Here is a 12,624-nt window from a genome sequence, read left to right on the forward strand (position 1 = left end):
CAAAGTGGAGGGTATTGTATCTATTGATTTAGGCACTCAAAGCGCAAGAGTGGCTCTGTACGATCTTGAGGGACGTTTATTGGCTTTGGCGGTCAAGTCTTACAAAACATGGTATCCTGCTCCCGGAGCCGCTGAGCAAGACCCAAAAGAATGGTGGAGTGCTATACGGTTGGGCGTGGTAGAAGTAACAAGCAAATATCCTGAGTGCTCGGTGATAGGTATTACAGCGAGCGCCACTTCTAGTACGGTTCTCCCTGTGGACTCTGCGGGAAACCCCCTAGCAAGGGCCATATTGTGGATGGATACTAGAGCTACGGAACAAGCAGAGAAAATTAACAGAATAGCCTCTCCTATTCTTCGCTGGTGTGGGGGTTCAGTTTCTCCAGAGTGGTTCTTACCTAAGCTGCTCTGGATAAAGGAGAAGCAACCAGAGTTGTACTCAGAGGCTTATCTTATTGTTGAGGCCTTGGACTGGCTGAACTATATGTTAACTGGAAAATGGGTTGCTTCACAGTGCAACGCCTCCTGTAAATGGAATTATATCCCTGGCGAAGGATGGCCAGTAGATTTTTTAGAAGCAGTTGGTCTCCCCGATCTGCTCTGCAAAATTCCCTCCGAGGTGTTACCGATAGGAACACCTGTAGGCGTCCTGAAGAGAGAAATCGCTGCCGACTTGCGCTGTAAGGAGGGCATCCCAGTGGTTCAGGGAGGAGTCGATGCTCACCTCTCCCTGGTAGGTACGGGCAGCTTTAGAGAAGGAGATGTTTCCCTCGTTATAGGGTCCTCTTCCGTCCTTCTTATGAATACCACAATTTGCGAGCCGATTCCTGGTTTTTGGGGGCCATATAAAGAACCTCTTTACAAAGGCGTTAACCTTTTGGAAGGGGGTCAGATATCTAGTGGAGCAATCATTAGATGGTTTGTGGAAGAGGTGGCTAAGCATTATGCTATAGAGGCAGACAGAAAGGGGCTTAGTCCCTTTGACCTCCTAGATGCAGAAGCGTCTGAAGTGGCCCCAGGAGCCGAAGGAATAGTGGTTTTAGACCATTGGCAAGGCAATAGAACACCCTATAAGGATCCTGCGTCTCGAGGGTTGATCTGGGGCTTGACCCTGTACCACGGTGCTCCTCAGGTTGGTAGGGCACTATATGAGGGGATTTCTTTTGGGGTTAAGTTACTTTTTGACCGTCTTAGGGAAGGAGGAATTCAGGTTAGGGATATCAGGGTTTGCGGAGGGGGAACAAAGAGCCGCCTCTGGACGCAAATACTGGCCGATGTGATTGAGCGGCCTCTAAAGGTTACCTCGGAAAACATGACCCTTCTTGGTAATGCTATTGTAGCTGCTACTGGCATTGGTGTTTTTTCTTCCTTCGAAGAAGGTTTCCTGGCCATGAAACCGACTTTTGAGGAAGTATCTCCAATAGTTCCTTTTTCTGCGTATCGGGATAGCTATGAAAAATACCAAAAACTTTATCGTCTTGCCAAGGATTTGGTTTGCTAGGAGGGAGTGTTGTGTCAGAGCCTTTATTAAGAGTTTGCTCTGTAACGAAAAACTTTCCGGGCGTACAGGCCCTGAAAGGGGTCGACTTCGAGTTATACCCTGGTGAGGTTCATTGTCTTATAGGGGCGAATGGTGCTGGAAAGTCGACATTAATAAAGATATTAAGCGGTGTGTACCGCAAGGATTCGGGAAAAATTATATATAAAGGAAGAGAAGTAGAAATATCCTCTCCAAGAGAAGCGCGGAAGCTTGGTATAGCTACTGTTTTCCAAGAGTTGGACGTAGTTCCGTATTTGTCAATCGCGGAAAATGTTTTTTTAGGTGATTACCCTCGACGGCGAGGGGTTATAGATTATAAAGAAATGCTTTCTAAGGCGCGGACGTTACTCAAAGCACTAGGAGAAGAGGATATCGACCCATCCTTGCCTATTGCAGGAGTCAGTGCAGCTGTAAAGCAGTTGGTAGTCATTGCGAGAGCATTGGCACTTAGTGCGGAAGTAGTTATCTTCGACGAACCTACTGCAGTTTTAGGAATTGAGGAGCAACAGAGGCTTTTTAGAGTTATTCGGGATCTACGCCGTAGAGGTATGAGTGTCATCTACGTGTCTCACAGATTGGAGGAAATAATAGAACTGGGTGATCGAGTAACGGTGCTTAGGGATGGTATAAGGGTGTCCACAAAGGCAATTAGCGAAACGAATCTCGAACAACTTATTGAAGATATGATGGGTCAACCGACCAAACCAAAAGTCGAAAGCAAACTAGAAGTGAGGACAGGGAGCGAAGAGGTTGTTCTGTCGGTTATGGATCTATGTAGTGACTTTACCAGGCCAAGGCTAAAAGGAATATCGTTTAGTTTAAGAAAAGGGGAAGTGTTAGGTCTTTTTGGATTTGTGGGTTCCGGAAGAAGTGAACTTGCAAGATGCCTGATAGGTCGTTTCCCTCCCACTTCTGGGAGGATCTTGATTGAAGGTAAACCTGTCAGCTTAGTGTCCCCGTGGAGAGCCATGCATCTTGGGCTAGCTATGGCTCCTGAAGAAAGAAAATCTCAAGGGTTGTTTCTAGACCTCTCTGTATCACTTAACATAACATTGCCGACCTTAAGGGATATCACAAGAAGAGGTTTGATAAGGTGGAAAGAGGTGAATAGTGTTTCAGAACATTTTACGAAAGAATTAGACATAAAAACTCCCTCTCTTGCTCAACCAGTGCGTTACCTAAGTGGTGGAAACCAACAGAAGGTGGTCCTAGCGCGATGGTTTGCAAAACGCTGTAAGGTTTTGATTTTGGATGAACCCATGCGGGGTGTCGACGTAGCAGGGAAAAGAGAAATAGCACACCTTATAAGGGAGAAAGCAAAGGAAGGGGTATCCTTTATAGTTATTTCTTCAGAAGCAGAGGAGCTTTTAGGGGTTTCCGACAGAGTAGCAGTGATGTTTAGAGGGCAGTTAATGGGCATTATGGATGCAACAGGATGTGACGTTGCAGAACTTTTAAAGCTGGCAAGTGGCATTAAGACTGGTTGTTTCTGTTCAGCAGTTTGAATGGGGGGCTATCCATGGTCTCGGGTCTCTCGATCCTTAACTTGAAGAATAAGATCAATAAGCGTGCCGTGCTTTGGCTGCTCGATAGATATGGAGCGCTTTTTATTTTACTAATCGTATTTGCTTTTTGCTCGTTTCTATCACCAGCCTTCCTTTCCTTAAGAAATATGGAAAATCTTCTAAGGCAGAGTAGCTTTATTGGCTTGTTGGCTTTAGGGTTGCTATTTGTAGTTATATGCGGGGGGATTGATCTTTCGATTGCTTCGATTTTTGCCCTTTCCTGTACTCTATGCGCCCTTTGGCAACACTGGGGAATATACTTAGGTTATGTTGATAAGCTTTCTTTTTTGTTTCCTCCCTTTATCATATTCTTACTCTGCACCTTAGTAGGAACAGGAATAGGTTTGCTGAATGGCCTCGCGGTGACTAAACTGAGGGTGCCAGACTTTATAGTTACTCTAGGAACAATGATTACAGTAAGAGCTCTGGCCTTCTCCGTGACAGGGGGGCAGACCGTTTTTGGGGTTTCTGAGGAGACAAAGTTTATCGGTGCGGGAACAATATCTGGAGTACCATTTCCGGTATTGGTATGGATCTTGGTGACGACTGTGGGTTATCTGATTCTACAGCATACCCCGCTCGGCGTTGAACTTTTTGCCATTGGCCAGAGCAAAGAAGCAGCAATCGTTTCGGGTATTTTAGTCGATCGCGTCAAGCTATTTGCCTATGCTTTCTCGGGTACACTAGCAGCCTTGTCTGGGGTAATGATGGCCGGGAGACTGGATAGCGGTGAACCTAGAGTTGGAGACGGATACGAATTACTAGCTATTGCAGCAGTGGTAATAGGTGGTGCTCCTCTCTCAGGAGGAAAAGGAAGCGTTGTTGGCACCCTGGTGGGTGTTCTTGTGCTTGGATCCATTTCCAACATTCTGAATTTATTAGGTATTCATCCCTATCCCCAAATGATTTTCAATGCCATCGTTTTGTTAGGGGCTATACTTTTGAGAGCTTATCTTGGGAGTCACGAGTGAGTGAGCAACAAGTTGCAGAGTTGCTCATTTAAGGTTGGTTAAGGAAGGAGGCCAGCTGAAGGACAATGTCGGGAATGAAAGCCGTTCGTCTGCACGCTCCAGGGGATCTTCGAGTGGAGGAAGTGGACATACCGGAAGTTCAAGAGTACCAGGTCTTGGTGAAGGTTAAAGCAGTTGGTGTCTGTGGCTCGGATCCGGGAAGGGTGATGGAAAAGGGAACTTACTCTTACCCCATGACTATAGGTCATGAGTTCTCCGGTGAGATTGTCGAAGTTGGACCTGGTGTCACAGGCTATAAGGTTGGTGATCCGGTAACAGTTGTTCCTCTTATTCCTTGCAGAGTGTGCAAATATTGCCGGGTTGGGAAGTATAACCTCTGTGATAACTACGATTATTATGGTTCCCGCACTGATGGGGCTATGGCAGAGTATGTTGTTGTAGAGGCAACGAACCTTTTGAAACTTCCAGAAGGAATCAATTTTGAATCGGGAGCTTGCACTGATCCTGTGGCTATTGCTCTTCATGCGCTTCGGCAAGCGCAAGTGAGCACAGGAGACAAAGTTGTCATTCTTGGTGTCGGCCCTATTGGCCTTTTTGCCATACAGTGGGCAAGAGTGATGGGGGCAACTGAAGTTTTTGCTGTCGATATTTTTGAGGAGAAACTTTCTATCGCGCGAGAGGTTGGTGCCGACTACGTGGTAAATGCAAAAATGGTCGACCCTGTAGAGTTTGTCCTCGAGAAAACCGAAGGCGAGGGTGTTCATAAGGTCATTGAAATTGCTGGATCTAAGGTGACCCAAGAACAGAGTTTACGTATGGTAAGGAAAGAGGGTATTGTAGTTTTCTGTGGTATTTCATACGACGAACTTGTAATCTCAAAAAAGGCCTTGGATAACCTTCTGAGGGGAGAGCTTAGAGTTATAGGTGCATGGAATTCCTTAGCCTCTCCCTTCCCAGTGAATGAATGGGAGCTTGCCCTGCGTTTCATGGCCTCAGGCCATATCAAGTGTGAACCGGTCATCAGTCACCGTTTTACTCTTGATGAAGCTCCGGATGTTTTTCGTCGGCTCTGGGCACGAGAAGAATTTTTCAGTAAGGTTCTCTTTTTGCCTTGAACAAGGGTTTTCTAACGTTGTCTTCATTCAGTAGGTAGCCCCTGGCATTGAGGCTTCAGGGATATTCGAGCCTTTGAAGAAGCTAAAAACCTGATCTTGCAGGGGCTACTTGTTTAGGTACAGGCGTGTCAGTGCGGATTGCATAGTTGTAGTGTCTATTGTGTCCAACTAGCATGGTAGTTTTCCATCTGTATTTTCACAAATTCCTGGAGCTCAAGGGATCCCTAAGCCTCATCCAGCTGACTCAAAACCGAACACAGAAGCTTTTCTACAACACCTTCACTGCCTTAGTCCGCCCTTGACCTCCTTGACCAACCGTTCCAACTGATTAGTGGTGGAAAGGTAGCGACGGATGGGCTTAGGACGACGTAGGAACGCCAAAAGAGCATAGGCTTTGGTTCCAGTGCTCCGCGATCCCGGGATAGACTGTGCCCCAACGCTCCCGCAAGCTCTGTGAGGCTTCCCTGGCCTCCTTCTGGCTCTCGGCCCGGTGAATCTTCTTCAGAGCCTCAGCCAGCGCTTCTTGGTCCTTTTTCCGACCTTCCTGAGCGCATTCCTCACTGCATATAGAACCCAAAGCTACCAATCCGCTCAAGGAAAGATCTTCCTGATGGTCTCCTCTACACCTGGCAGGTCATCGGTAACGGAGATCCCCACCCTTTGAATCTCGCGTTGCTTAAGGTCTTTGAGACCTCCTCCTCACTCTGGGCGCTTTCTCCTTTCTGCGCCGAAGAGCCAAAACCCGAGGATCTCCATCACTCATCGGCTTCGATCCTAAAGCGAGTACACAAGTTCCCTGACCGTTTTCCCTCGGCGGATAGAGGGAAAAATCCCGTCCAGAAACACCGCGTAGTACTCCTTGCTCAGGAGTCTTTCCCGCCAGGCTTTCACTTGTTCTTGGGTGACCTCAAAAAGGCAAGAGACATTTTTAGGGTGAGGAGAAAGCGCCGGAGATTCCCCAAAAGGGTGGAGATCTTCCGGGTGCTTACACCGACGGCATAAAGGGTGAGGATGGCCTCGGAGAATTCCAGCGGGGTCTGCTTCCTGTAGGGAAGGATCTGGGAATGGAAATCGCCTTCCCGTACGCGGGGAACTTTAAGGGTTCTCCATCGGCCTCACTAAGGTAAGAAGGTCACGGGTGTAATAACCGTTGGCCTTGGTGGGATGGTTTTCCAGGTAGATTTCCCATTCTTCCTTCATAAGTGCCTTTAGTAGCTTCTTTTACCAAGGTCCCGATCTGTTTCTCCACTTCTTTTAGGATCTGCTTGCGGGTTTTGTCCGCTATTAGGGCCTTCCCTCCTTTCTTTTCCAGGTTTTCCTGGGAAGGCTATGATGCTGCCCTATGGACACACTTCCTGAGATACTACCTAGTACCCCTTTTGGGTATCTGGTTTTTGGCATTCCTGCAGTCTTCCCCATACTTCCTCCCTTTCGTTCCTCCTTGGGTTCTCCTCGGTACACCTTCTTGGGACCCAAAGTTTATCCTCCGTTTATGGGTTTTCCAGAAGGTTCCGTACTTCTCTCTTGAGTCTTAGAACTTTCAGTCCCCTCACGCCTCTGATGGAGTAGTGCTCTCAAAACTCGCGGTATTTTTTGAAAATTGTTCCCAATTTTTGCTAAAACTTGCTTGAAAAGTATCTGAAATTTTAATAGAATGGAGGTGGTGTGTTGGTGATGAGATTGACCCTTGCAGAGATTGCCAAGCGAGCCCAGGTAAGTATTGCAAGTGTTTCTCGTTTCTATAAGGATAGGGACTCTGTCTCTCCCGAAACTCGTCAGAAGATCGAGCAGGCAGTTAAGGAATTGGGTACTCCATTAAGGGTTGGCAGAAAAAAAAGGAGTATCACCATTGCGCTTTTGGTCCCTGACATTGAGAATCCCTTTTTTGCGAATCTGGTGAAGAACATTGAGTTATTTATCTCCCGCTCTGGATGCTTTCTTCTCTTATGTAATACCTCGGGGGGACCTTCTCTAGAGGAGAAGTACTTAGATCTCTTGGAAGGACATCATGTCGACGGAATTATCTTTGTTCCCTCAGGAAGATGGGATGAGTCTTTTGTTGAGAAGATCAACAGAGTACTGCTTCCTGTTGTTGTTCTTGATCGAGCAGTGGAGGGTCTCCGTGTTCCATTAGTTTTGTGCGACAACGAAGAAGGAGGAAGGATGGCTACGGAATATTTACTCCGTCTAGGTAGGAAGAAAATCGCGTTCATTTCTGGAAAGAAAGGAGTTTCAACTTCTTGGGAACGCCTGATCGGATATCGAAGGGCGCTTGAAGAGAATGGTATTGGTCTTCGAAAAGAACTGATTTTTGAGGGTGATTTTACCTTTCAAAGTGGGGTGGAAGTGGCAAAACACATTGTGGACAACAGAGTGGAAGTAGATGCCATTTTCGCTGCTAACGACTTTATGGCCTTAGGGGCCATAGATGTTCTCAAGAAGAGAGGGGTCAAGATTCCAGAAGATATCAGCGTTGTGGGATATGATGATATATGGCTAAGCAGGATATGCGAGCCTTCTTTGACGACTGTGCGACAGCCTATTTTTGAGATGTGCGAATCAGCCGTGGGCATTCTTTTGCGTTCTATCCGGTCTGGGAAGGTTGACTCTCCCCAGCGATTGGTTCTGAAACCAGAGCTCGTGGTGCGGGAGTCGTGCCTTCGTCTTTCTGGAAAAGGAGGTGATTGAAAGGAGGGCTATCCGTAAGCTTTGGTTAGAAAGGTTAGGTCACCTTGTTGTTCTTGGTGTCTCAAGATTGGGAATGTTTGGCAGAAGGAAAGGAGTGGAAGAAAGATGAAAAGGGGTCAAATTGGAAGAACGCTGGTTCTCTGCGTTACTCTGATATTCTGTGTCCAGATGGCATGGGCACAGGAATTTAGACTTGCAGATCGCATCGTTGAAAAAGTGAAAAAGGGAGAAGTGCTCAATTTCAAAGTCGTATATCACAATACTGGTATCAACTTCGCTATGGTTCTTAAGAGAGGTGTCGAGGAAGCGGCAAAGGAGTTTGGAGTTAATGCTGAGTTTACAGGGCCTGTTGAACCAAATGTTGAAGCTCAAGTTGCAATGATTGAGAACTTTATTGCCAGTGAAGTCGACGGACTGGCTATATCTAACGTTAGCGCTGAAGCTCTGAATCCGGTCATCGAAAAAGCTATTAACGCAGGTATACCTACTGTTTCTTTTAACAGTGATGCTCCTGGCTCGAAACGACTGGCATTCTTTGGGCAGGATCTCGTCCAGTCCGGAAGGACTCAGGCGGAGATTCTGGTGGAGTACATGGGAACGAAAGGAAAAGTGCTCATTTTTAGTTGCGATGCAGCAGCAGCGTGGTCCTTGGATCGGGAGAGGGGGGTGCGAGAGGTTCTTGCAAAATATCCCGATATTCAAGTTCTTACTACTGTGAACACTGGTGTTGAGGAATACACTGCCTTTGCGGCAATTGAGAATGCACTGCTTGCAAATCCTGATGTTGCAGGGATTGCTACTCTTGATGCTGTAACGACACCACTTGTTGGGAGGTATATCTTGAGGAATAACTTGGTCGGAAAGATCAGGCATGTTGGACATGACCTTCTCCCTGAAACTCTCCAAAACATCAAGGCTGGTGCCACAAATGCTTCGCTGAGCCAAGACCCATTTAAACAAGGATACCTCCCTGTAAAGGCGCTCTACGAATTTATTGTGGAAGGCGTTCCTCTTCAAAGCGTGGATACAGGAGTTTTACGGGTTGATGAGAAGAATGTGGAAGAATACCTTGAAAAGCTTGAGAGAGGTGAACCAGTAGGCTGAGTATGGGGAGAGCGGAGGAATGGAGGACATTATCATCTTCCAAGAAATTACCAAAACCTTTCCTGGAGTTGTAGCACTTGACCAGGTGAGTTTTAGCATCAGACAGGGTGAGATTCACGCCATTGTGGGGCAGAATGGAGCGGGGAAAACAACCCTGATGAATATCCTTTCAGGGGAGATTCAGCCCGATCGAGGCGTCCTCGTCTATCGGGGACGCCCCGTTGTTATTCCTGACCCCCACGCGGCGAGGAGTCTTGGAATTAATGTTGTTCATCAGGAGCTAATGCTGTGCCCTAATCTCACCGTTCTTGAAAATATCTTTTTGGGGCAGAGTTTAAAGGGGTTAGAACGGGAGCGGAAAGTTAAGGGAGTACAGGAGATTTTCAAAGGCTTCGGGGTAGACGTGCCTCTTCAAGCCCGAGTTAGGGACCTAAGCATAGCAAAGCAGCAGCTTGTAGAAATTGTCAGGGCGGTTGCTTTTCGCTCAGAGGTATTGGTGCTTGATGAACCTACATCGGCTCTGACTGTGGCTGAGGCAAAACGGCTCTTTGAGATTCTTCGTAAGCTTGTTAAAGAAGGGACCACCATTATCTTTATTTCACACAGGCTTGAAGAGGTCTTTGAAATAGCCGAGAGAATTACAGTTCTGAGAGACGGGAAATATGTGACAACTGTAGTACGAGAGGAGACAAATCCTGAGGACCTTGTCCGATTGATGGTTGGAAAGACGTTTGTTGAGATGTTTAAGTATGAACCTCCTCCAAAGCGATTGCAAAAAGTAGTGCTTGAGGTTCGTAATCTTAGCCGGGGGACTTTCTTCCAAGACATTTCTTTCGCCCTCTACGAGGGGGAAATACTTGGTATCTATGGTTTGCAGGGCTCTGGCAGAACGGAACTTGCGGAAACACTGTTCGGGTTCTCCCCTCCAGATCGGGGAGAAATTTTTCTCTATGGAAAGCGTATCGAGATAAGAAATACTTGGGAAGCAATTCGACTTGGTCTTGCCATGGTTCCTGAGGATCGGCGCCGGACTGGCCTTTTCCTTAATATGGATGTTAAGGAGAATATTGGCGTCGTGAGGGCACCACAGTTGGTGAAACGTGGCTTTTTGTCGCCAGCGTCTTTCGTAACGATAGCCTCTCCCCTTGTCAAGAAGCTTAATATTAAGACTTCTGGGCTTTCGCAAAAGGTTAGGAATCTCAGTGGGGGGAATCAGCAGAAAGTGGTTATAGCGCGCTGGCTTACAATTCAACCTCGGATCCTTATTGTTGATGAAATGACGAGGGGAGTCGATGTAGGGGCAAAGCAAGAGATGTACAGGATTATTCAAGACTTGCGCAGGGAGGGCATGTCTATCATTTTCATATCCTCGGAACTCTCAGAGATCACAGGTTTGTGTGACCGTGTTCTCGTGATGTATAAGGGGAAAATCGTAGGGGAACTCCAAAGAGAAGCTATTTCTGAAGAGACCATCCTTGCTCATGCCATGGGGGCGAAAGCCCTAGATTAAGGGGGAGAGTGAGCCTGGTGACCCGCGAGGAACGAGTGCTTCGAACCATTTCTCGTCAGGAGATAGATTACCTCCCAAGCCAGATATACTTTGCCTCTCAGACCACCAAAGAGAAACTGCAAAACGTGCTTGGGCTTGCCTCTCCTCAAGGCCTCGAAGCATACCTCGACAACCACCTCTACCTGACGTTCACTATGGACGACGTCTTCCGCTACCGGGAGGACCATGAACTCCTGAAGAGATCCGAGGCAATGGGTTTTGCCCGGGTGGACTGGGAAAGGGGCATCGTCTACGACCGCTGGGGCATTGGCTTTGACATGTACTCTGATGGGTTCTGCATCCGCCACTTCCCCCTCCAGGACGAGGACGCCCTTAAAAAGTTCGAACCCCCGGACCCGACAAAACCCGGTCTTCTCACTGTGGCCACCGAGGACCTGAAACGGTACTCCGGAGATTACCTCGTTGTCTGCACCGGGTACCACGGCATCCTTGAGAAAGCCTGGGGGCTCCGGGGATTCGAAGCCTTCATGCTCGATCTCGCCCTGGGGACAAAGGATATTGAGCGGCTCCTTGACGCCATCACCGAGTACAAGGTCGAAGTCGCCCGACAGGTCGTCCAGGCAGGGTTCAGGTGCGGCCACACCGGGGATGACTTCGGCACTCAGCGGGGGCTCCTCATCTCCCGGGACACCTGGAGGAAGTACTTCAAGCCCCGCTGGGCCAAGGTGTGGAGGGTGTACAAGGATGCTGGCCTTCCAGTGATCCACCACTCCTGTGGCAACATTACCGAAATCATCGGCGACATGATCGACATCGGCCTTGACGTCCTCGAACCGGTGCAACCAGTCATGGACCTTGCCTACCTCAAGAGGGAATTCGGCAAGTACATCACCTTCTACGGGGGTATCGACACCCAGGAGCTTTTGCCCTACGGCACGCCTGACGAGGTGAAAGCCATGGCCAGGGAAACCATACGAATCCTGGGGAAGGGTGGGGGGCTCATTATCTCTCCGGCTCAGGAAATCATGCGGGATGTCCCCATTGAGAATGTGGTGGCACTGGTTGAGGTTATCAGGGAGGAACGAGAAAAAAAGGTTCTCCAGATATGAGGAGGCTGTCTTCTCCATGTCGCGGATAAAGCTTTTCTTATTTTTGCCCAATCTTCGAGAACAAGGAATTGTTTTGGCGCTGGTTTTTCTCTTTGCCGGTTTTTCCTTAGCGACACCACATTTTTTAAGGATTACCAATCTCTTAAACGTGTTGCGGCAGATTTCCCTGTTAGGGATTATTTCGGTTGGTATGACTATGGTGATTATTTCTGGCGAGATTGATCTTTCAGTCGGAGCAGTTTATGGCATTTCCGCTGTCACCTGTGGTCTTTTGATGAGGGCAGGACATCCCATATGGGTTGCCATCATTGCGGCTGTCATGGTCGGAATGCTCATCGGTCTTTCCAATGGTGTTTTGGTAAACTATGGGAAAATCTCCTCGCTTATTGTTACTCTTGGGATGCTGAACGTGGTTCGAGGTTCTTATCTTCTCATCACGCAGGGGCTGCCTGTTTTCTTGAGTTCTCAAACTGTTTGCGATCCTCGTCTTCCTCTCTTTTTCTTTCTTGGTCAAGGTAGGGTTTTTGACCTCATTCCCATGTTAACTATTTTCTTTGTGGCTATTGTCATTCTTGGATATTTCCTTTGTCATCGTTCTCTCTTTGGTTTTTACCTTCGGGCGGTTGGAGGAAATGCTCGTGCAGCAAGAGCTTCAGGGATTAATGTAGAACGAACAAAAACCCTCGCTTTTATGTTTGTCAGCACCTTAGCAGCACTGGCGGGGATCCTGAACCTCTCGTTTCTCTCCAGCGTTCAGGGGATTGTGGGAGCAGGTCTTGAACTTGACGTGATTGCTGCAACAGTCATAGGAGGAACTTCCCTCGCTGGTGGCGAAGGGACTGTACTTGGAACCGTCATCGGCGTCCTCATTATTGGCATACTCCGTAACGGGTTGGTATTACTTGGTGTCTCTCCATTCTGGCAAATTACGCTTATCGGCGGTATTATCATTGGTGCCGCGGCGGTTGACGTAGCTACACGAAAGGTTCGTGGATGAAAGGGGTAAATTGTTGCAGGCCTGT

The 12,624-nt window shown here is 47.9% G+C and carries 9 protein-coding genes and 1 pseudogene; 9 read left to right on the forward strand and 1 reads right to left on the reverse strand.

Going from position 1 to position 12,624, the window contains the following annotated elements; translation table 11 throughout:
• Nucleotides 1–4: 4 nt before the first annotated feature.
• The 4 genes from ACPT9Q_RS06720 to ACPT9Q_RS06735 all read left to right on the forward strand — a co-directional run bounded on the left by ACPT9Q_RS06720 (nt 5) and on the right by ACPT9Q_RS06735 (nt 5,191).
• On the forward strand, nt 5–1,501 hold the full coding sequence (locus ACPT9Q_RS06720) for an FGGY-family carbohydrate kinase (RefSeq protein ID WP_427365344.1): 1,497 nt from the start codon (nt 5–7) through the stop codon (nt 1,499–1,501).
• An 11-nt stretch (nt 1,502–1,512) separates the two neighbouring features.
• On the forward strand, nt 1,513–3,045 hold the full coding sequence (locus tag ACPT9Q_RS06725; RefSeq protein ID WP_427365345.1) for a sugar ABC transporter ATP-binding protein: 1,533 nt from the start codon (nt 1,513–1,515) through the stop codon (nt 3,043–3,045).
• Nucleotides 3,046–3,059: 14 nt separating this feature from the next.
• On the forward strand, nt 3,060–4,076 hold the full coding sequence (locus tag ACPT9Q_RS06730) for an ABC transporter permease (protein ID WP_427365346.1): 1,017 nt from the start codon (nt 3,060–3,062) through the stop codon (nt 4,074–4,076).
• 113 nt (nt 4,077–4,189) lie between these two features.
• Entirely contained in the window at nt 4,190–5,191 is a 1,002-nt protein-coding gene (locus ACPT9Q_RS06735) for a galactitol-1-phosphate 5-dehydrogenase (protein WP_427365347.1), read from the forward strand.
• Nucleotides 5,192–5,346: 155 nt separating this feature from the next.
• Here the strand turns inward: ACPT9Q_RS06735 and ACPT9Q_RS06740 are convergent.
• Nucleotides 5,347–6,476 (reverse strand): annotated as a pseudogene (locus ACPT9Q_RS06740) (IS256 family transposase).
• Between the two features lie 389 nt (nt 6,477–6,865).
• Between ACPT9Q_RS06740 and ACPT9Q_RS06745 the strand changes: the two are divergent.
• The 5 genes from ACPT9Q_RS06745 (at nt 6,866) to ACPT9Q_RS06765 (ending at nt 12,599) form a co-directional block, all read left to right on the forward strand.
• A complete protein-coding gene (locus ACPT9Q_RS06745) occupies nt 6,866–7,879 on the forward strand; it encodes a LacI family DNA-binding transcriptional regulator (RefSeq protein ID WP_427366736.1) in 1,014 nt (337 codons plus the stop codon).
• Nucleotides 7,880–7,984: 105 nt separating this feature from the next.
• Nucleotides 7,985–8,983, forward strand: a complete 999-nt coding sequence (locus ACPT9Q_RS06750) for a sugar ABC transporter substrate-binding protein (RefSeq protein ID WP_427365348.1) — start codon at nt 7,985–7,987, stop codon at nt 8,981–8,983.
• A gap of 19 nt (nt 8,984–9,002) precedes the next feature.
• Nucleotides 9,003–10,493: a sugar ABC transporter ATP-binding protein gene (locus tag ACPT9Q_RS06755; RefSeq protein WP_427365349.1), complete on the forward strand. Its 1,491-nt coding sequence runs from the start codon at nt 9,003–9,005 to the stop codon at nt 10,491–10,493.
• Between the two features lie 17 nt (nt 10,494–10,510).
• Nucleotides 10,511–11,602 (forward strand): uroporphyrinogen decarboxylase family protein, encoded by a 1,092-nt coding sequence (locus ACPT9Q_RS06760; protein ID WP_427365350.1) that lies wholly within the window; start codon nt 10,511–10,513, stop codon nt 11,600–11,602.
• 16 nt (nt 11,603–11,618) lie between these two features.
• On the forward strand, nt 11,619–12,599 hold the full coding sequence (locus ACPT9Q_RS06765) for an ABC transporter permease (RefSeq protein ID WP_427365351.1): 981 nt from the start codon (nt 11,619–11,621) through the stop codon (nt 12,597–12,599).
• Nucleotides 12,600–12,624: the final 25 nt, after the last annotated feature.

Source organism: Candidatus Caldatribacterium saccharofermentans, assembly GCF_050267035.1.
GTDB classification, from domain to species: domain Bacteria; phylum Atribacterota; class Atribacteria; order Atribacterales; family Caldatribacteriaceae; genus Caldatribacterium; species Caldatribacterium saccharofermentans.